Genomic DNA, 20529 nt, shown 5'->3' on the forward strand with positions numbered 1-20529 from the left:
TTAAATAAATAATATTATTGTTAAACCTTTTTGTTTCACTATTTTTAAATTTTACGCTGATGTTAACCTAAAACTTACAAACTATTAATAATTTCCATAAATTTTATTCCAAATAGCTTCGATTGTTCCTCGTAGTCAAAATTTGGATTTATGATTTTTTCAGTATTAAATTTTAAAAGAAGAGCAGCTAATTCGCCTGCATCATTAGGATCAAAATAAAATCCTTTATCTCCCAACTGCTCTTGATTTACTTTCAAATCAGATACAATACAATTTTGATTCAATCTTTTGGCATCTTCTATTACGGTACTCCAACCTTCAAAAAAAGAGGGTTGAATGACGGCTAAAGCGTTTTTCATGATATACAATTGCTCTTTTCTATCAATAAATCCTAGAAATTTAACATGGTCTTGAATGTCATTTTGTTTAACATACTGTTGCAATTCCTCAAAATAATTAGGATTTCGATAATCGTATTCTTTGCCTGAAAAAGCAACAGTAAAATTCAATTTATTCGGTTTTTTTAAATGCACTAAAGCTTCTAGGATGACAATATGATTCTTATGCTTCCAGAATTGATTGGGCGAAAAAAAATAGTTAGTCTTATTTAGCCCATATTTCAGTAATACCTTTTCATCCAACTCACTGAAATCGGGATGAAAAACATTAAAGTGCAACACTTGATTTTTTGTTACATTGTCAGGGAAAAAAAAGTTGTAATCATCCTGCGCGTCTTGACTGCTAAAAATTACATTTCCATTGCTGAGGGAAAAAATTTTCCTGTTTTTTTTCCTCGTCACTAAATCTTCATTGGGGAAAAACTGAGGCAAACGCAGCTCTTGAAAATCCGGAATCCAAAACAAGTGTTTTTTAATCCAACTTAAAGCAAGACTACCGTTAGATGGAAAAAGCAGATCTACATTGGTATCAACATTTCTAATAATATTTCTTTTAAAAATGAATTTTCTGGTGATTTTATTAATTGCCCTATATACAAGATTTAATTCTACATTCAATAATTTGTAGTGTATGTAAGGATAATTAATTTCTTGGATTTTTTCGAAATCATCACTTTTTTCAGATAAAATAATGAGCTCCGGTTTTTGTTTGTCTTCGAGCAAATTCAAAGAGTGTATTAAATTAATAATATAATAACTCCCGGCTATCCAGTTTTCATCATAATAAAATAACAATCCTATTTTAACTCTCTTAGCCATTTTACATATTTTTTTATTCCTTCGCCTAAAGAAATTGTTTTTAAATAACCCATTTGCGATACGGCATCAATAGTAGCAAGCCAATTATTGGGGTCACCCTGTTTGACCTCACCATTAAAAACCACTTTCTTCTCAGGCGAAAATTCATTGACAAAAACTTGTGCAGCTTCGGCAATTGTAATTTCCTCTTGGTTGGCAACATTATAAATAGTACCTTGAAAGGGAGAATTATGGATAACCAAATCTATGATTTGTACTAAATCGTCAATATAAATAAAATCGCGGGTTTCGCTTCCCGAACCAAAGAGCAAAATCTCGTTTCCAACGAGTGCTTTTTGATACAAATCCCAAAACAATTGCTTTTTTAATCCTGGTCCGTAAGCCGAAAAAACACGAAGACTACACGTTTTCAAACCAAAAAATTTACTATACTCTGTAAGCAATAACTCGCTTTGCAATTTATGAAAACCATAAGGAGATAAGGGCTTACAAACACTGTTTTCTGTTATAGGCAAAAATTGGGGATTGCCATATACCGCTGCGCTTGAAAAATTAATAAATTTACAATTGCTGTTATAATCCCTGATGGCAACCAATATTTTTTGGACATTGACCACGTTCAATTCAAAGTCTTTAGAAGGTTTTTCGAATGAGAAACCCACGTGTGCCGAACCGGAAGCATTAACACAAACATCATATTGATTTTCCTGAAACGGCATCGAATAATCAGAATTTTGCCGATCCATCTTATAATAGTTTTTACAAGTCGATGCATCAACATCGGCTTGAAAAACATCAAACCCTTTAGATTCAAAAAAAGCTACACAATGACTACCAATAAATCCTTGAGAACCTATAATTAAAATTTTCATTTTTTAAAACATAAATATGAATACATCCTACCAGGAATTTTACTTTCATCGTAAACACTTTCTTTACTCACCCCTACAACTTTAAAAACTATTTTTTGCACTAAAGTTATAGTTGAAAATATTCCGATTTTTTTTCGCAATTTTTCAATCACTTTTTCTTTTCTATTTTTAAGTTGATTCTCGATACCTTGTTTAGGTGCAGGGAAATAATTAATTACACTATCATAATATTTTAGCTCCTTTATGATTTGTAATCTAGCATTTACCATAGCATTTTTGTACTCAGTAGGAGTAAACGCATTTTCCCCACCATAAAACTTTTGCAAAGGATGAGTTGCTAAAAACCATTCTTTATCTTTTTCATTAAAAATAACATGGTCTCGAATGGTAATAAATAGACCTCTTTTTTTTGTTACTCGACTAGCTTCTGCAACAAACTTATTTAAATCATAGGCGTGATGCAAGCATTGCCTTGCATAAACGATGTCGAAATTATTATTTGGCAATTGCAGTTCTTCTGCAAAAGCTTCATGAATCTCTAAATTTGATAAATTGTAATGCTCTTTTAATTTTCTAATAGCACCAGCGCCAACAGTATCACTCGAATCAGGCTCAATAGTTACCACATTATATCCTTCAAGTGCTAGTGCTATTGCACTTATCCCATTTCCACTTCCAATATCCAACAGGAATTTTGCATCAGGTTGATATTGCTTTAAAAGCTGAAGTGTTTCTGTAAATTCTTCACTTTTTTTAAATCGCTCGACATTCAAAGGCAAATCTTCCTCAAAATAGGCTTTCTCTACTAAACCTTTAAATTCTGGTAGAGTGCGAATGAATTTTATGGTTTCTTCCCAAGTCATTTTATCTTTCATTCTCAGGGATTTCTCTAATTATCTTCGCAGGATTTCCCGCTACAATTGTCCAATCAGGAACATCTTTAGTTACAACACTTCCAGCGCCTACAATTGCACCTTCGCCTATAGTTACTCCTTTTAAAATAATGCTGTTAAAACCAATCCAAGCTTTATCTTTAATGGTAATTTTTTTTCTTTTAACATTACTCCAATCCTTGTAAGCTCCCGTTTTATTTTCATCAAGTCCCTTTTTCCATTCCAAAACATCATTTTGACGTTCTGACCATATATGTGAATGTGAATTATTATCAGCAACGGTACAACCCCAAGAAAACATAACATCATTCCCTATTTCAATTTTATCAATACAAATAAACATTCCGCCACCAATAAAGGTACGATTTCCAATAGATATTTTACCCTCTTGCATTTCAAAAATAAAATTTCCGCTAATTTGACAATTTTCTCCTATTTCAAGAAATTTTTTCTCTTCTTTTGGGTTTCTTACAGATATCTTTAAATTTGAAATATTGGTATTTACCGGATACAAAATATAATCTAAATCACTTTTCACAGCGCTTTCACTATTATTAATAATTGCAAAAATATGATTGTAAATTTTTTTAAGTAATTTCATAAAACAACTTTTTATCTAAGTAAACTTATAATAAATTTTTTGCATTTATTTATAATTTTTAATCCAATTCCAATAACTCCTATTCTATTTCCTAGGTAAATTTTTAGTTGCTTGAATTTATTTTGATCAATCTTAATATCAATAGGATAAGTTATAATACTATAATTAGGATTCCAATTTTTTGTATTTGCCAGATTAGAATTACCGCAATGAACTCCAGAATTGTCAAAACCTATATTATGCACCAAAGAGTAATCTGGATGTAAAACTAAACCTTTATTTTTAAAAATACTCCAGCAAAACCTAATTCCCCAAGAACTTATATTTTGACTCTCCATTTGCGTAATCAACATAGAACTATAATCATAGTTTCCTTCAAGATTGAATTGATGTCGTAATTTTGCATTGGTTTTTAATACTACATAATCTTGAGGGTTAAAATTAGTTTCATCCCAAACTCGTTTCCAGGTTGCCCAACCCCAAGTGGTTGTAAGTGGCATAAAATAGGCACTATTACTTTTTTTAACGTCCAAATCAAATGCAAAAGCACTTACTTGTTTTACTACAAACTCATTTTCATAGCGAGCAAGAGCGGTGTTCATGTAACTAATAAAATGTGGAGATGTTACAATATCATCCTCTAAAACAATGATTTTGTCATATTCAGTAAACATAGTTGTAATCCCATCTATAACATTTTGAGCTAAACCCCAATTTTTATCCCTTTCAATAATATTAATTTTATTAAACTTCCATTCCTTTTTTATTAGATTTCTAACTTCGTGAATTCTTTTATTTTCCTCAACATTAGCATCGTCTTTTATACCATCAGCATAAATGTATAAAACTGAATCTTGAGCAAACTCATTGTTTTCAAGCGCCATTAAAGTTTGTTGCGTGTGCAAAGGCCGATTATAAACAAATAATATGATAGGGGCTAAATTCATTATCTATAACTTTGCTGCAAAAATATCAGTAACTAATTGTGAAAAGGTCACGGGTTTTTCATCAAAAAAAAGAGGTTTATAATTATCAATAATATGTTTTGTAAATGAATTCGGCGGAGTAAATCCTGTTTTATGACGATGTAAAACATAGTCTGGCAATACCGTTTTTAAACTGTCTTTTAGAAGTTTTTTGGGTTGTTGATTAGGAAACTTGATATCTAATGGTAAAGTATCTATAAAATTAATTAATTCTTTGTCTGCAAAAGGGGAACGCATTTCTATAGATTGAGCCATTGCCAATTTATCCCCTAGAAAATAGCAATTGTTAGTTAGCCAAGCATAATGCATGAAATTGTAAATTTTATCTATATAATACTCTGTATCAATTCTATGCCAGTCAATTCTTTCAAAAGGGATTTGTTGTTGAAAAGCTAATTTAGTAAGTTCTTCAAAAACTGGTAAATGACCAGTTCTTTTAGAATTTAATAAAAACTTATTTTTTGAATTAAAATTAAGCCAAAGGATTTGCTTTACTATTGATTTTAATTTTTCTTTTTTTCCTCGGGCAAAATCTTCTAAATAATTATTTTCTATCCAACTCAAACTTTCAGCATACTCATTGTGTGCTCTATAGCCATAAAATAGCTCATCTCCTCCATTTCCGCTTAGCAAAACTGTAAAGCCCATCGCTTTGGCTTTTTTGTAAATCGCCCATTGTGCAAACATGGCTATGTCACCATTAGGCTCGTCAATATGATTGAGAATATCATTGAACGAATTACTGAAATCATTAGAATCTAACTCTATTTCATGCCAAATAAGCCCCATTTCATCGCTAAAACGTTTGGCTTCTTTACGCTCATCAACGCTAAAATTACCTTTGTAACCTGCAGAAATGACACTTACATCTTCTCTAAATTGCCTTGTTATTGCTGCAATAGCAGATGAATCAACGCCGGCACTCAATAAAACTCCAATAGGAACTTCGCTCATTAATCTTTTCTCGACAGCATTAAACAAAAGTCTTTTTACTTCATCACATGCCTCTTGGTAATTTCCGCCAAATGTTGCCTTGTAATTTCTTTCGGAATACTTTTTAATATTTAAATGTCCCTTCGGAGTAATCGTTGCAAAAGAAGCATTGGGTAATTTTTTTATGGATTGTATATATGTATCTGTCGTTGAAATGGAATAGGAATATTTTTGTACTTGCCTTAAATTCTCAAAGTTCAAAGCGTTAGTAGAAAAATGAGATTTTATTACTTTTAATTCAGACGAGAAAATAATACCCTCTGATAAAATGGAATAATACAAAGGTTTTTTTCCTGCTACATCTCTTCCGGTGATAAGTTTTTCGTTCTTTATATCATACAAACAATAAGCAAACATGCCATCAAGTTTATCATTTAAATTTTCTCCATACTCTTCATACATATGTAAAATTACTTCGCAATCAGATAGCGTTGAGAAAACGTGACCTTTTAATTGTAAATCTTTTTTTAATAATTTATAATTGTAAATTTCTCCATTACAAATTAGAACTTTACTTTTATCTTCATTAAAAATAGGCTGATGTCCATTATCTATACCAATTATTGATAGGCGTACATGAGCCAAAGCAACTTTATCGTCATTCCAAATATCTTGTTCATTCGGTCCTCGATAAAACATATCATTATTGCAACTCGAAAGTTTAGCAATGATTTCATTGTTAATTTTAGTAAATGAATAAAAAGCGCTAATTCCGCACATATAATATATTTTAAAACAAAGTAATAAAAGTTTTCACTTAGCAGTGCGAACCTCTCAAACCAAAAACCAGACTTTAACTTGCCGGACATTTTTCAAAAGCCTTCTTAAAAAAGATGTATTACTAGCAAAAGTATTAAACAAATAGAAAGATTTATGCAGTATTTTAAATATGAAATGACATATTACTAGATTTGCAATAATGTGAAGGTATCAATACTTGGTCAACCAACTGATAAAAACCGCTAAGAAACACATTTGACAAATTATTTTTTTCATAGTATACAAGTTGTATAATTTTAGCACATTTCGTCTCAATAATCTAGATAGTATTTTAAAACCTAATTGGGATAATTTTTAATTAGTAGTGAACGAACAACTAAAGTCTAATAAAACTGTTTTTCCAGCCCATCCGCCAGGATAATTTAAACCGCCTTCATAATAAACACCATCTTCTACAGTAAAAACTAAGGCATTCTCCATCCAATCTTGTAACTCACCATCACATTCTAAATAAGTCTCAATGGTATAATTGGATTTTGTCAATGGTAATTTAGGGATATTAAATTCTATGAAGCCCTTTTGAGGCAACTCCATATATTCGTTGGCTCCCAACTCAGTAGATAATAATACAAAAATTTTACCTTGATTATGAATACCTAAGCTAAGTCGGCTTTTTTTATGAATGTTTGACACACTACTTTCAAAATAGACTTTAATTATTGCTTTTTCGCCGGTTCTAATAGTATCGACTTCATTTTCATTCTTATCAAAAATCTTGATATCAACAATTTTTATTTCTCCTCTTCCTTTTCTTTCTTTTATATCTCTAATTGAAATATTGGTATCAGTAGAACTATTCAGGCTTAAATAATAATTGATTCCTTCATCTGTTTTTCCATCAAAAACCACAGTCCCATTTTTTAATACAATAGCGCGTGTACATAGACTCTGTATTGCCGCCATATTATGACTCACAAACAACACCGTTCTTCCACCTTGTTTAGAAATATCTTGCATCTTACCAATAGCTTTTTTCTGAAACTCGGCATCGCCTACAGCAAGAACCTCATCTATAACCAGAATTTCCGGTTCTAAAAAAGCAGCAACAGCAAAAGCCAATCGCACTGTCATACCGCTACTGTAACGTTTTACAGGAGTGTCAATGTAGCGCTCACAACCTGAAAAATCTATGATTTCGTCCAGCTTCGAGGTGATTTCTTTTTTGGTCATACCCAAAATAGCACCATTCAAAAAAATATTTTCGCGTCCGGTCATTTCGCCATTAAATCCGGTTCCTACTTCGAGCAAAGAAGCAATACGGCCTCCGCACTTGATACTCCCAGTGGTGGGTGCAGTAACTTTAGATAATATTTTTAATAAGGTAGATTTTCCAGCTCCGTTTTTGCCTATAATGCCCAGGACTTCGCCACGTTGCACTTCAAAATTAATGTCTTGCAAAGCCCAAACATAATCGCTTTCCCCTTTAGTACTGCGGTCATTCGTATCGCCAATTTTAAGATAGGGGTTTTCTTTGCCTCGCACTTGGTGCCACCAGCGATTCAAATCATGACTCAGTGTTCCTGTACCTACCTGACCGAGGCGGTATTGCTTTGAGATGTTTTCAGCTTTTAAAATTATGTCTTTACTCATTTTTATATTTTACTCTGGTGTAACGGATTACTAGAAACTGAAAACTGATCGCTAAAACTAAACCGTATCAATAAAACTTTTTTCGGTCTTGTTAAAAATCAATAGTCCTAAAAGGAATACCACGAGTGTAAAACCAATAGTATATAACAGCCCCAAAAAGGAAATAGAACCTATTCCCAGAAGCATATAGCGTGTGGTTTCAACGATATAAGCCAAAGGATTATAGTGTATTATCCAGGCGTAATCGGGCATTTTTTTTTGAATCAAAGCCATCGGATACATCACTGCTGAAAGATACATTAACAATTGTACCCCAAAACCAATCAAATAACTAAAATCTCTATATTTTGTAACCAAAGAAGAGATAAACATCCCTAATCCCAGGCCTAAAACACCCATCAGCGCAATGAGTAGAGGAAAAAATAATAGAGAAAAATTCAAATTTATAGCAGCACCTTGTATGTAATAATAGATGTAAAACCCAATAAATATAAGAAACTGAATGCCAAATTTAAGCAAATTAGAAATAACGATCGAAATTGGCATAATGACACGAGGAAAATAAACTTTGCCAAAAATAGCCGCGTTTTTTTTGAAAGTATCTGAGGTGTCATTGAGACAAGCTGTAAAATAATTCCAAACCGTTATTCCGGCCAAATTGAACAAAAAAGGAGGTATAGTACCCGTTTCTATTCCAGCTACTGTGTTGAATATAATAGTAAAGGTGATGGAGGTAAACAGCGGCTGAATCAAATACCACAAAGGGCCTAAAATAGTTTGTTTGTAAACCGTTACGACATCTCTTTTCACAAAAAGCATCAGTAAATCTCGGTATTGCCATACTTCTTTGAGATTGAGCGAGAAGAACTTATTCTTGGGTGTAATCTCAAACAACCAGTCATTTTCAATATTATTTGCAGTATTCATTATTATTTAGAAATCAATTAGGGGCGTTGTTGGCGTATATAACTGCAAATAAAAATATTTGCTGTTCGAGAGCAAATATAATAATTTAAACCTGCTGGATGTAATTATTTTTTTAGATTTTCATTTCCAGTTTTTAACACTAATTGTGTCGAAATGCCTTTTTTATAATCCTTAACTTTCGAAGTAATGTTTTATTTAGCACTATTGTTAGCTATCAAGACCAACTGCTGAACAATCTATTTATTTCATCTTAGCTTTTTATGCACTGCCGTCGTGACTCTTTTTTTTATGAACGACTTCAGAAATACACGCCCGAATCTATCAAATAGCCCTGTTATCTGAAGCTGTTAAAGGAAAATTAAAAGTAGTGTAGTTTAGTATTTTATTGAGAATGAGTTTAGAATTCTCAATAAAAATAACTGCACCAGTCCAGATTAATTTAATCCCATCACAAGTAAATATAGCTAAATATAATGTAAACTTTTACTAAAAACTGTAACCAAACATTAAATACTAAATAACAAAATGTGTATCTTTGCGATATGTTATCTTTTTTAAAATCAAAACCGCTTCTTAAGGATTTAATTCCTGGTAATTACATTGACATTCACTCGCATCTTTTACCAGGTATTGATGACGGTGCAAAAACTTTTAACGATAGTTTGAACTTGACAAAAGAGCTTCAAGGTTTTGGAACTTCACAATTTATAACCACACCGCACATCATTCGTCATATTTGGGAAAACAACAACCAAAATATTAAGGCGAACGAAGAAGTGACATGTGAGGAATTGAAAAAAAACAATGTTTCCATTCCTTTTAAAGCCGCAGCTGAATATATGATGGATGATTATTTTGTGTCTCTTTTTCAAAACGGGAATTTACTAACACTTAAAGACAATTATGTTTTAGTAGAAATGTCTTATATTAATCCTCCGATTCAATTGTATTCCATTTTGTTTGATTTGCAAGTAGCCGGTTACATTCCCGTTTTGGCACACCCAGAACGATACGTTTTTTTTCATACTGACTTAGAACAGTATAAAAAATTAATCAACGCGGGTTGTCTGTTACAATTGAATTTGCTGTCTGTTGTTGGATATTATGGTGCGGGAATTGCAAAAGCCGCAGAAAAATTACTCCAAAATGGAATGTACAGTTTTGCAGGATCTGATGTTCATCACAAAAATCATATTGCAGCCTTCCATCAAAAAATTAGAATAAAAGATGCAGCAGCATTAAAAGAAGTACTAAACAACAATCAATTTTTTAAAATATAGTAGTTGTCTTTGTAATTAATATTGATTAGAAACTTCGATGTTCAAAATTCCAGCAAAAATTACTTATCCAATACCTCAAAAGTTGAATTCATACTAATAAACTCTGGAACTATCTTTTTCATTTTGGCAACAATGTCATCATTATCAAAGAAAGTGGCAATACCTATAAGTTCATCAATGTTTGAATGTAAATCTAAAAATTCTTCTTGGATTTCCTGAGCTATCATAATTTTTTCGTGATAGGTCGGCAAGGTCTTTGAAGTATCGTTGAGTAGCTCTTCATATAATTTTTCTCCTGGTCGTAAACCTACAATTTTTATTTTTATATCTCTATCTGGAATATATCCTGCTAACTTTATCATCTTTCTTGCTAAATCAATAATTTTAACAGGTTTACCCATATCAAAAATATATATTTCACCTCCATTTCCCATTGAACCAGCTTCTAATACCAGTTGGCAAGCCTCTGGAATAGTCATAAAATAGCGAATAATATCAGGATGTGTAATGGTAATGGGACCACCTACTGAAATTTGTTTAGTAAACAGTGGCACAACCGAACCATTCGAACCTAAAACATTTCCAAATCTAGTGGTGATAAACTTTGTAGCGCATAAATCACTACTTTCTTTACTTTTTAAATGAAGAGATTGCACGTACTTTTCAGCAATTCGTTTACTTGCGCCCATAACATTACTGGGGTTAACGGCTTTATCTGTAGAAATCATAACAAAATTTTTCACACCGTATTCACACGCTAAATCGGCAAGATTCTTTGTTCCATTTACATTAGTAAGTATGGCTTGAGATGGATTTCTTTCCATTAAGGGTACATGCTTGTAGGCAGCAGCGTGATAAACCATTTCGGGCTTATATAATTTAAAGACCCTTTCAATGGCAGATCTATCTCTTATATCAGCGATAATCGAATGGATAATGACCGATGTATTACTGTTTTCTACTTCAAGTCCTATATGATGCAATGGGGTTTCGGCCTGATCTAATATAATTACTTTCCTAGGATTAAAACTCAAAACTTGCCTTACAATCTCACTTCCGATAGACCCTGCGGCACCTGTAATTAAAATGGTCTTACCTTTCAATTGCCTAGAAATCGATTCATTATCTAATACAATTGGGCTTCTTTCTAATAAATCTTCTATTTGAATGTTTTTTACTTTTTGAGAAATTTCTTTTTGATCCGCCCAATCCGAAATAGTAGGTATGGTGTACACCTTAAAATTAAATTCTATACACTGATCAATAATAGCTATTTTTTCTTCTTTTGATAAACTTTTATCTGCAATTATAATACCCTCAGCACCAATAGACCGCATTAAAGATGGAAGTTTCTTTTGTAAAACTAAAATAGGCAAATCCAACATACGTTTCGAGCCGTTTTGGTTGTTTTTATCGACAAATCCAATGATTTTAAAACGAGAAGGGGTTTCAAATTTTAAAGCATTGGCAATCGATATAGCGTTAGCATCTGTACCATAAATAATAGTTTTGATCAATTTTGCGTCATTTTTTTCAATAAAATAGAGTTCAAAAGTCTGCTTCACAACCACTCTATATAAAAACAATCCACAAAAGGACAAAACAATATTGATAAAAAAAGCGGTATTTAGAAATGCTTTTTTACCAAAGTACAACTCAAACAAAAAATTGAAAAAAAGGAAAAAAACCAATACTGCAGTCTGCGAAAACAAAAGTTTAACCGCATCGATATAGGAGGAATGTCTAATGATTCCTGCGTAAGTTCTAAACAACCAAAAGAAAAACAAATTGATGCCAAATAAAAAACTTACAAAACCAAAAAATTGTGGATAAATAATGTAATGTAATCCTGTTCCATCAAAAATTAAATAAGTGAAATAGAACGACAACAATAAAACGGTGAAATCTATTAATAATATAATCCAACGTGGTAAATACCTTAAATTATAAATATTGAATCTTAAGTTATCCTTTGAAAAATACCGTTTTGTAATATCTTTTCCCATCTTTAAATAAAGTATTTATTATTCATAGAAATCGCAATAGTTAACAAAAGTACAAATAAATCTTAAAAAAAATTAAATAAATAATAATCATTTTCATTTTATAAATAAACTACACAATAAAAGTAGGAATAACAAAAAACCACGTTTTATTTTACAGATAGTGCTAAAATTCCTTTATTTTACATAGTTTTTAACTATTTCTTTATTTTAAAAATCATTATAATAATAATTATATGAATTTTTAGCATTTATCAACCTTATTTTTTACTATTTTAATTATCGAGGCTATATGACCATATTGTTGTAGATGCCTGAGTTGTCCCGTATTTAAACGCATAATCACAGTTGACTTTTCTTTTCATAAAAATACCCCCAAATAGTGTCTAACTTTTTGAGGGCAGTCTAAAAGCTGGATTCAAAATCTATCTTTTTTGTTTTAACAATTGGAGTAAATAATTTCCATAACCTGATTTCAATAATGGTTCTGCCAATACCTTAAGTTGCTCACTGTTAATAAATCCTTGACGCCAAGCTATTTCCTCAACGCAACCCACTTTTAAGCCTTGACGTTCTTCTATAACCTGAACAAATTGTCCAGCCTGCATCAAACTATTAAAAGTACCTGTGTCTAGCCAGGCGGTCCCTCTATTTAAAATCCCAACCTTTAAAGTCCCTTTTTGCAGATAGACTTTATTGACATCGGTTATCTCATATTCTCCTCTAGGACTAGGTTGAATATTTTTGGCAATTTCTACAACTGAATTGTCATAAAAATACAAACCAGGAACAGCATAATTTGATTTTGGCTCTAATGGTTTTTCTTCAATAGACAATGCCTTATTGTCATCATCAAATTCTACCACTCCATAGCGCTCTGGATCAGCAACGTGATAAGCAAATACAACGCCTCCTTGCGGATTTGTATTCGACTGCAATAACTCACCCATGTTAGCGCCAAAGAATATATTATCTCCCAAAACCAAGGCAACACTATCTTGACCTATAAATTCTTCCCCTATAACAAATGCTTGCGCCAAACCATTTGGAATCGCCTGCTCAGCATAACTAAATTGACAACCAATAGCCGAACCATCTCCCAATAACTTTTCAAAATTAGGCAAATCGTGAGGAGTCGAAATAATTAATATTTCGTTTATTCCTGCCATCATCAACGTAGACAAGGGATAATAAATCATCGGTTTGTCATAAACAGGCATCATTTGCTTGCTCATGGCCAAGGTCAACGGGTGCAATCGGGTACCGGATCCACCGGCTAGTATTATTCCTTTCATAATGTTACGGTTTATACGTTATGGGTGTTAGGTCTTAGGTTTTAGGTTATCAAATCACTTTTGTAATTGGTATAATAATCAACTATTTCCAACTTCTCACCTCTATTTTAGTCTCTCAATCATTTTCTTCAAACTAATTTTATAGTCCATTGGCACTATTCCATATACAGCAATAATTTTGGATTTATCCAACAAAGAATAAGCAGGTCTTTCAGCTGGAGTGGGATAACTCGATGCAGGAATTCCTTTAATTTCACAAGTTTTTTGCGCGATTTCTTTAATGTCTTGAGCGAAATCAAACCAACTGATTTCTCCTAAGTTTGAATAATGAAATATACCTGCTTCCCATTTGGTGGCAGTTAAAATTGTTAAAATAACTTGAGCCAAATCGGCCGCATATGTAGGCGAACCCACTTGGTCATTAACTACGCTCAAGCTTTCTCTTTCACTCATTAAACGTAACATTGTTTTTACAAAATTATTTCCAAATTCCGAATAAACCCAAGCAGTTCTGATTATTATACTTTCAGGGCAATTTTTTACGCAAGCAGTTTCTCCCGCCAATTTGGTTACCCCATAAACGCTTTTTGGATTTGGCAAATCAGATTCAGTGTACCCGATTGGCGAAGTTCCATCAAAAACATAATCGGTAGAAATATGCACCAACTTGGCACCCGAATGAGCGCACAAACTAGCTAAGGTTGAGATAGCCAAATGATTAATCGAATCAGCAACAATCGAATCGCTTTCGGCTTTATCAACTGCGGTATAAGCAGCGCAATTGATTACTATATCAGGTTGTATGGTTTTAAAATTGGCAACGATTACCTCTGATTGGTCTAAAGGAAAATCTTCTATATCAGTAAAAATAAAATCAAAATTTGGATAATTAGGAGCTAACATTTTGATTTCTGAACCCAATTGTCCATTGGCTCCGGTTACAAGTATTTTTTTCATTAGAATTGAGAATTACAATTTTCAAAATTAGGCAAAACAAGATCTTTGTCAGAAACAATGGCTGTAGCTAAATCCATTCCCCAATCGATGTTTAAACTAGCATCATCAAACCGAATGCCACCCTCGCTCAATTTGCTATAATACTGGTCACATTTGTATGAAACTGCGGCTGTTTCGCTTAAAACTGAAAAACCGTGAGCAAAACCTTGAGGAACCAATAGTTGCTTTTTGTTTTCAGAAGATAATAGTATTCCAAAATGTTTGCCAAAAGTGGCAGAATCTTTTCGTAAATCAACAGCAATGTCCATAATTTCCCCCTGAAGAACTCGTACTAATTTTGTCTGAGCAAAAGGTGGATTTTGATAATGCAAACCTCTCAAAGTACCTCTTTTAGAGAAAGACTGATTGTCTTGCACAAAATCAATTTGAATTCCAAAATCGCTAAGTTTACTTTTATTGTACGACTCAAAAAAATAACCTCTATCGTCTTCGAAAACAGCTGGTGAAAGAACTACTAAATCACTTATATAGGTTGGTTGTAAATTCATTATTTTTCTATTTTGTGTGCAAGTTTAATTATTTTTTTTAATATCTAATCGATTTTTACGATATAAATGTATTAAATATTCCTACTAACGTAATATTTTTAGGTTTTTCATTTGCAGTTTTTTAGCTCCAAGATTTTCATGTATCCATTCATCAAAAAATCTAATTTTTCTTAAAATAGTACCGTCTAAAAACTCAGCCTGAATTTTCTTGACTATGAAAAAACAATTGCATTTTCGAGAATTTAGTTAATTACAAACAACATTTCAAAAACATATTAACACTTTGTTTATGTAACAAAAAGCATTTGAATATTTATCACAAAGAAATACTAAAAATTAAAAACTCTTTTCACTACTGCTAAAATTCTAACTCGATCATCACTAGTTAAATTAGATCCCGAAGGCAAACAAAGCCCGTTTTCAAACAAAGAGGTTGCTACATCGTTCCCGTAAAAAGGATATTTCTCGAATAAGGGTTGCAAATGCATTGGTTTCCACAATGGACGACTTTCTATATTTTCAGCTTCAAAAGCTAATCGTAAAGTTTCTCTAGTGATTCCCTGAGTTAAAGTTGAATCAATCAATACAGTACTTAACCAATAGTTTACAAAATAATCTTTGTTGGTAATTGTAAAAACAGAAACTCCTGAAATGTCGTGAAATAATTGAAGATAAAAATCGTGCATCGCCCTTCGTGCCGCAATTCGAGCTTCTAAAACTTCCATTTGACCTCTACCAATGCCGGCACAAATGTTACTCATTCTATAATTATATCCTACTTCGCTATGTTGATAATGAGGCGCTTCGTCTCTAGATTGCGTGGCAAAAAAAATAGCTTTTTCCTTTATTTTTTTTGTCTTTGCAAGAAGAGCTCCGCCACCTGACGTGGTAATAATTTTGTTTCCATTGAAAGACAAAACTCCAATATCGCCAAAGGTACCGCATTTTTGACCTTTATAAGTACTACCCAAAGCTTCGGCACTATCTTCTAGAATTGGAATTTCATATTTAATTGCTATCGAACGAATCTCATCAATTTTATATGGAACCCCATATAAAAGTACCGCAATTATAACTTTAGGCTTTTTTCCTTTTTGAATTCTATCAACAATCGCTTCTTCAAGTGCAATAGGACAAAGGTTCCAAGTATCCAATTCACTATCAATAAAAATTGGGGTAGCTCCCAAATATAAGATTGGATTGGCAGATGCCGAAAAAGTCAAGCTTTGACAAATTACTTCATCACCTGCCTTAACTCCAAATAAAATCAAAGCAAGATGAATGGCTGCAGTTCCCGAATTCAACACGCCAACAAAAGAGTTATTTCCAAGATAATTCTCTAAAACCTCTTCAAAACTATCTAGATTATAGTCCTTATAATCAACAGCATAAGGATTAAAAACTTCATTAATATACTTTTTCTCGTTACCACTCATATGGGATTGAGACAAGTAAATTTTAGATGTTTTCATATTTTTAAAAACGTTGTTATAGATCGATTGTCACAATTTTGACAAAAAGTTAAAAAAAATGATTTTAAATGAAATCTAAATGATTTACATTTTGAGTACTTATATAAATAAGACTAACTCACACCAAAAGTATTGAAACACTATTTTTCACTAATAGGATTAAAATCACAAAAATAAAAAAGTAAACAATGAAGTATAAAATATTTACTACAAGGCTAATTGATCTTAAAACCTTCCAGCACAGGATGTGGACTCCATCCAAATGTTCGCCTCGCTTTTGAATCATCAAAAGTTAAAGTACCATTTAATTTATTCAATTTATCAGAATTTATAGGGAATTTGGAACCTATAACGTTACCAATCAAAGCTAAAAATTTAGCAATCCAAAAAGGCATATTACTTACCTTTTCTTTGCCTAATTGTCTAGAAATAATAAGACTCATTTCATTAAAATTAGGGTGATACCCGTCAGTTAAATTGTAAACCCCTCCTATTTCTTCCACCTGCAATAAAACCGCACTAATATCATCTGCTAATACCATACTCTTTTTGGCATAGCCTCCTGCTATGTTAAAATAAAATCCGTCGCGTATTGCGTAGATCATCGCTCCCAAATTTCCAGGTGGATTCTTGCCGACTACCAATGGTAATCGTAAGATAGTACAGATAATTTTGTTTTTCGCACACCAATCTTGGATCAATTTCTCGGCCAAAATTTTGCTTTTGCCGTAAGGGTCGGTGGCCAACAAAGGGTGGTCCTCAGCAATATTATTGCCTAACATGAGTCCATAAACACTAACAGAACTAATGAAAATAAACTGCTTTGGCAAACCTCCATTTTCGAGACCTTTCAAAAGGTTTTCCGTTCCTTTTACGTTTACATCAAAAAAAGATTGTTTTTCAATATCCGTTACGGGAACACAGTGGGCTTTCCCGGCAGAATGAATTACCAAATTCACTTGCGGTAGCAAAGGAATTTCTCGAGATAAATCGGCAATGATATCGCAAGTGGAACTTCGTCCTACAGTTACAGATTTTACCTTTAATCCTTTTAATATATGTTTCCCAAGAAAACCGTTTGAACCGGTTAATAATATCATATTCTCTTTTTTTTTCTAAAATACCGTATTATTTCTTACAATTGCAAACTGTCTTTAGATTTGCATTTTCAGTTAATCTGCAGGATCGAACGGTTACTTTTACATCCTAATTTAACTCCAATCAATATTCTCATTCGCTAAAACATTCAATCATAACACTCTAATTATTTGAAATCTCAAATTAACTTAATATAATGTATATGAAACATTTTTATGAAATATACGCAAAAATAGGGAATACAATCTGTATTATAAAAAAAATATTCATTTTGATTTTATACATTCAAGCTTCTTTTATTATTAACAATTCTACTCCATAAATTCGAAAATTGATATTATGATTTACAGCACATACTATCGTTTTATAAATTGTCCCAATCTTTTAGAAATCCGTAAGGGCATTAATTTTAGTGGGGGATTTAACCCATTTTGCTTCCAGGCTTGCATAATTTCCTTATTCTGATTAATAATATTGCGGATGCTTTTATTGGTTTCTCCCCCTAACCGCATTTTGACAATTAACCTATTGATATATTTGGATTTAAAATGATGTTTTTTAAAAACCCTAAACATAAATTCGTAATCAGCCGCAAGCTTAAATTCCAAATCGAAAAGCCCCACTTTTTGGTACACTTCCCTTTTTAAAAATAAAGAAGGATGTGGAGGCACATTACCATCATCAAAGAACTTGCTATAATAATCCTTAGATTTCCAATTACGAACGACCTGATTTACGGCATCTTTTTTCACATAGACTAGATTCCCATAAACAATCTCTAAATCTGGATCCAAATTAAATTGGTTTACAATATCGGCAATTACTGTACTATCTTGATACAAATCGTCCGAATTTAATATTCCTATTACATCACCCGTGGCAGCTTGAATCCCTTTATTCATAGCATCATACAATCCTTGGTCACGCTCTGATATAAAATAACCCAATCTGTTCTTGTAAGTTTCAATAATAGAAACGGTTTTGTCCATAGAGTTGCCATCGATAATAACATACTCTATATCGGAATAAGTTTGATTAAGAACTGATTCCATGGCTTGCTGTATGGTGGCTTCATTATTATAAACAACTGTTATTATCGAGATTTTCATCTGAAATGTTTCTTCTTAGTATTACATTTATAAATTACGCAAATTGGGCTGGCGTTAGATTTTGCTAACTTATAAACTATAATGGGTTAAATTTCAATATTTGCAAACTTTAAACTCAAATTTCATCAGGAAAAACAATAAATTATTTTTAAAATCTCATTAAGAATTGCAACGTGAAAATACTTTTAATAAAGCATAAATTCGAAATTGTAATTTAAAAAACAGAGAGGTTGAACTGATATGAGTAGAAACATTTTCGCCGTGCCTCCTATACAACAATAAGGGTTCCTTAATTACGTGGCTTTTATAATAAAATTCTGAAATCAAAGCAATCCAAAAATCATGCGGACATAATTTTGAGTTACTAGGAAAAGGCAGTACTTTATTTAAAATTATTTTATTAAACGCCATACAACAGCCAATGTACTTTAATTTTTTTAAATTATTTATAAATCCGTTACCATAACCGCCTCTTAACTCAAAATAAGTACTTCCCAAACTTTCTAAATTGGCATTTACTAATTGGGCATCACTAACTACAAAATCATATTTTACAAGTAATTCAGACATAATTTTAAGCTTATTGTCAACCCAAATATCATCTTGATCTGATAAAAAAATGAAATCTCCTGAAGCTTGTTGTATGGCATTTTGAAAATTATTGGTATATCCTCTATTTTTATTAAAAAATATTTTGATTCTACCGTCTTTTACACTTTCTATAATTTCAATAGTTTTATCTTTAGATAAATCATCAGAAATAATAATTTCATCATTTGGGCCTATTTGTTTTAAAATAGACAAAAGCTGCTCTTTTATATATTTCTCTCCATTATAGGTTGCCATACAAACTGAAATCATTCTATTTATTGTTTTTTTAACATTAATGTCCGATAAAAAATAAAAACGGCTATTTCTATTTTTTATCTTATTGTTATTCAGTTGTTTATTTTTTATATTCTGTCATTTTTAAAAACAAGGTGTCAAAAAAAAGATAATTGTTCTATTTCAGCTTTATCGATAATCCAGTCTTTTTCTGGGTTTTCTAAAAATTTCATCAATTGAATGTAATTGAAAAGATGGATTTTGCAAAAACTTACCAAGTTTGAAAATGCCCAGCTTCTTTTTAATTTCTTTTTAATCACTGCTATTAGTAAATTGACTATCAAAACACAATATATCTGAATTTTGATGGCGTTTTCGTTATCTCCTAAAAAATATCTCAGCGGATAGTTTTGTTTTAGTTGTTTGAAAAGCAACTCTATTTGCCATCTTATTTTGTACAATGCAGCTATTAAATCCGCTCTTAACTCAAATAAATTGGTGATAAACTCAAATTCTCTTTTGTTTTCTCTATCATAAAAACTAACTTTTCTGACTTTCAATTTTGAGATTGTTTTTCCTTCCTTAACATCAATTTCAATTATTTCATCCCGCAAAACTCCACTATGAATGGACTCAGGAACTTCTTTTGTTTGAATTACATCGTAAGCAGCGTTGTCTTTTATGCGAGTTACAAACCCTGTTCCATTGTCTGTAAAATGCTTAAAAGCCTTGTAATCATTATATCCTTTGTCAAAAACATAAATGGTGTTATCATCACATTTTAATTTCTTTAGAAAGTTATGGTCGTGCGTTGTGGCTGGGCTAAACCAGACTAAACTCGGCACTTTTTCATCGGCATTAATAACCGTATGAACTTTAATTCCGCCTTTACTTTTTCCGTCTTTTGACTTTCTTCCAACACAACTCAATATATCTTTAAACAAGCTAATTGTGGTGCTATCAACAATTTTTACTTGTTTTTTTATAACATCTTGAATTCGGCTGTCCGACAAAACTGAGCCATATTCGAACAGCAACTTATTGTATACATCTTCAAAAAACTCAACCTTTCTATTCTTATTT

18 protein-coding genes are annotated in these 20529 nt (G+C 31.9%); 1 reads left to right on the forward strand and 17 read right to left on the reverse strand.

Annotation, left to right across the window (positions count from 1 at the left end):
* Positions 1-74 precede the first annotated feature (74 nt).
* The 8 genes from RMO83_RS00715 to RMO83_RS00750 all read right to left on the reverse strand — a co-directional run bounded on the left by RMO83_RS00715 (position 75) and on the right by RMO83_RS00750 (position 8859).
* Positions 75-1217, reverse strand: a complete 1143-nt coding sequence (locus tag RMO83_RS00715) for a glycosyltransferase (RefSeq protein WP_310557753.1) — start codon at positions 1215-1217, stop codon at positions 75-77.
* The gene (locus RMO83_RS00720) at positions 1196-2089 is read right to left on the reverse strand and encodes an SDR family oxidoreductase (protein ID WP_310557754.1); all 894 of its coding nucleotides are present in this window, start codon (positions 2087-2089) and stop codon (positions 1196-1198) included. Before RMO83_RS00720 ends, RMO83_RS00715 begins: the two co-directional genes overlap by 22 nt.
* Positions 2086-2964 carry a class I SAM-dependent methyltransferase gene (locus tag RMO83_RS00725; RefSeq protein ID WP_310557755.1) on the reverse strand — a complete coding sequence of 293 codons (879 nt, stop codon included), beginning with the start codon at positions 2962-2964 and terminating at the stop codon, positions 2086-2088. The genes RMO83_RS00720 and RMO83_RS00725 overlap by 4 nt, the downstream gene beginning before the upstream one ends.
* A complete protein-coding gene (locus RMO83_RS00730) occupies positions 2954-3583 on the reverse strand; it encodes an acyltransferase (protein ID WP_310557756.1) in 630 nt (209 codons plus the stop codon). The genes RMO83_RS00725 and RMO83_RS00730 overlap by 11 nt, the downstream gene beginning before the upstream one ends.
* Positions 3584-3594: 11 nt before the next feature.
* Positions 3595-4530 carry a glycosyltransferase gene (locus tag RMO83_RS00735; protein ID WP_310557757.1) on the reverse strand — a complete coding sequence of 312 codons (936 nt, stop codon included), beginning with the start codon at positions 4528-4530 and terminating at the stop codon, positions 3595-3597.
* 3 nt (positions 4531-4533) lie between these two features.
* A complete protein-coding gene (asnB, locus tag RMO83_RS00740; protein WP_310557758.1) occupies positions 4534-6282 on the reverse strand; it encodes an asparagine synthase (glutamine-hydrolyzing) in 1749 nt (582 codons plus the stop codon).
* A gap of 354 nt (positions 6283-6636) precedes the next feature.
* Positions 6637-7932 (reverse strand): ABC transporter ATP-binding protein, encoded by a 1296-nt coding sequence (locus tag RMO83_RS00745; RefSeq protein ID WP_310557759.1) that lies wholly within the window; start codon positions 7930-7932, stop codon positions 6637-6639.
* 57 nt (positions 7933-7989) lie between these two features.
* Positions 7990-8859, reverse strand: coding sequence for an ABC transporter permease (locus RMO83_RS00750; protein WP_310557760.1), 870 nt, complete (start codon positions 8857-8859; stop codon positions 7990-7992).
* A gap of 542 nt (positions 8860-9401) precedes the next feature.
* Here RMO83_RS00750 and RMO83_RS00755 point away from each other — a divergent pair.
* A complete protein-coding gene (locus RMO83_RS00755; protein WP_310557761.1) occupies positions 9402-10139 on the forward strand; it encodes a CpsB/CapC family capsule biosynthesis tyrosine phosphatase in 738 nt (245 codons plus the stop codon).
* 59 nt (positions 10140-10198) lie between these two features.
* Here the strand turns inward: RMO83_RS00755 and RMO83_RS00760 are convergent, their stop codons facing one another.
* The 9 genes from RMO83_RS00760 to RMO83_RS00800 form a co-directional block, all read right to left on the reverse strand.
* On the reverse strand, positions 10199-12145 hold the full coding sequence (locus RMO83_RS00760; RefSeq protein WP_310557762.1) for a nucleoside-diphosphate sugar epimerase/dehydratase: 1947 nt from the start codon (positions 12143-12145) through the stop codon (positions 10199-10201).
* A 422-nt stretch (positions 12146-12567) separates the two neighbouring features.
* Positions 12568-13437 carry a glucose-1-phosphate thymidylyltransferase RfbA gene (gene rfbA, locus RMO83_RS00765; RefSeq protein ID WP_310557763.1) on the reverse strand — a complete coding sequence of 290 codons (870 nt, stop codon included), beginning with the start codon at positions 13435-13437 and terminating at the stop codon, positions 12568-12570.
* 102 nt (positions 13438-13539) lie between these two features.
* The gene (gene rfbD / locus RMO83_RS00770) at positions 13540-14394 is read right to left on the reverse strand and encodes a dTDP-4-dehydrorhamnose reductase (protein WP_310557764.1); all 855 of its coding nucleotides are present in this window, start codon (positions 14392-14394) and stop codon (positions 13540-13542) included.
* The gene (gene rfbC / locus RMO83_RS00775; protein ID WP_310557765.1) at positions 14394-14942 is read right to left on the reverse strand and encodes a dTDP-4-dehydrorhamnose 3,5-epimerase; all 549 of its coding nucleotides are present in this window, start codon (positions 14940-14942) and stop codon (positions 14394-14396) included. The genes rfbD and rfbC overlap by 1 nt, the downstream gene beginning before the upstream one ends.
* Before the next feature lie 329 nt (positions 14943-15271).
* Positions 15272-16414 carry a DegT/DnrJ/EryC1/StrS family aminotransferase gene (locus RMO83_RS00780; protein WP_310557766.1) on the reverse strand — a complete coding sequence of 381 codons (1143 nt, stop codon included), beginning with the start codon at positions 16412-16414 and terminating at the stop codon, positions 15272-15274.
* Between the two features lie 215 nt (positions 16415-16629).
* Positions 16630-17514 (reverse strand): NAD-dependent epimerase/dehydratase family protein, encoded by an 885-nt coding sequence (locus RMO83_RS00785; protein ID WP_310557767.1) that lies wholly within the window; start codon positions 17512-17514, stop codon positions 16630-16632.
* Between the two features lie 354 nt (positions 17515-17868).
* Positions 17869-18621, reverse strand: a complete 753-nt coding sequence (locus RMO83_RS00790; RefSeq protein WP_310557768.1) for a glycosyltransferase family 2 protein — start codon at positions 18619-18621, stop codon at positions 17869-17871.
* Positions 18622-18780: 159 nt separating this feature from the next.
* Positions 18781-19482: a glycosyltransferase family 2 protein gene (locus RMO83_RS00795; protein ID WP_310557769.1), complete on the reverse strand. Its 702-nt coding sequence runs from the start codon at positions 19480-19482 to the stop codon at positions 18781-18783.
* A 122-nt stretch (positions 19483-19604) separates the two neighbouring features.
* Positions 19605-20529, reverse strand: a 925-nt coding sequence (locus RMO83_RS00800; protein ID WP_310557770.1) for an IS4 family transposase, incomplete at its 5' end; no start/stop codon positions are given.

Source organism: Flavobacterium sp. (genome assembly GCF_031423415.1).
GTDB lineage: Bacteria > Bacteroidota > Bacteroidia > Flavobacteriales > Flavobacteriaceae > Flavobacterium.

Bases quoted from the DNA above. Each gene is read 5' to 3' on its own strand.
- RMO83_RS00715 (WP_310557753.1), bottom strand. From the start codon at position 1,217: ATGGCTAAGAGAGTTAAAATAGGATTGTTATTTTATTATGATGAAAAC.
- RMO83_RS00720 (WP_310557754.1), bottom strand. From the start codon at position 2,089: ATGAAAATTTTAATTATAGGTTCTCAAGGATTTATTGGTAGTCATTGT.
- RMO83_RS00725 (WP_310557755.1), bottom strand. From the start codon at position 2,964: ATGAAAGATAAAATGACTTGGGAAGAAACCATAAAATTCATTCGCACT.
- RMO83_RS00730 (WP_310557756.1), bottom strand. From the start codon at position 3,583: ATGAAATTACTTAAAAAAATTTACAATCATATTTTTGCAATTATTAAT.
- RMO83_RS00735 (WP_310557757.1), bottom strand. From the start codon at position 4,530: ATGAATTTAGCCCCTATCATATTATTTGTTTATAATCGGCCTTTGCAC.
- asnB (WP_310557758.1), bottom strand. From the start codon at position 6,282: ATGTGCGGAATTAGCGCTTTTTATTCATTTACTAAAATTAACAATGAA.
- RMO83_RS00745 (WP_310557759.1), bottom strand. From the start codon at position 7,932: ATGAGTAAAGACATAATTTTAAAAGCTGAAAACATCTCAAAGCAATAC.
- RMO83_RS00750 (WP_310557760.1), bottom strand. From the start codon at position 8,859: ATGAATACTGCAAATAATATTGAAAATGACTGGTTGTTTGAGATTACA.
- RMO83_RS00755 (WP_310557761.1), top strand. From the start codon at position 9,402: ATGTTATCTTTTTTAAAATCAAAACCGCTTCTTAAGGATTTAATTCCT.
- RMO83_RS00760 (WP_310557762.1), bottom strand. From the start codon at position 12,145: ATGGGAAAAGATATTACAAAACGGTATTTTTCAAAGGATAACTTAAGA.
- rfbA (WP_310557763.1), bottom strand. From the start codon at position 13,437: ATGAAAGGAATAATACTAGCCGGTGGATCCGGTACCCGATTGCACCCG.
- rfbD (WP_310557764.1), bottom strand. From the start codon at position 14,394: ATGAAAAAAATACTTGTAACCGGAGCCAATGGACAATTGGGTTCAGAA.
- rfbC (WP_310557765.1), bottom strand. From the start codon at position 14,942: ATGAATTTACAACCAACCTATATAAGTGATTTAGTAGTTCTTTCACCA.
- RMO83_RS00780 (WP_310557766.1), bottom strand. From the start codon at position 16,414: ATGAAAACATCTAAAATTTACTTGTCTCAATCCCATATGAGTGGTAAC.
- RMO83_RS00785 (WP_310557767.1), bottom strand. From the start codon at position 17,514: ATGATATTATTAACCGGTTCAAACGGTTTTCTTGGGAAACATATATTA.
- RMO83_RS00790 (WP_310557768.1), bottom strand. From the start codon at position 18,621: ATGAAAATCTCGATAATAACAGTTGTTTATAATAATGAAGCCACCATA.
- RMO83_RS00795 (WP_310557769.1), bottom strand. From the start codon at position 19,482: ATGATTTCAGTTTGTATGGCAACCTATAATGGAGAGAAATATATAAAA.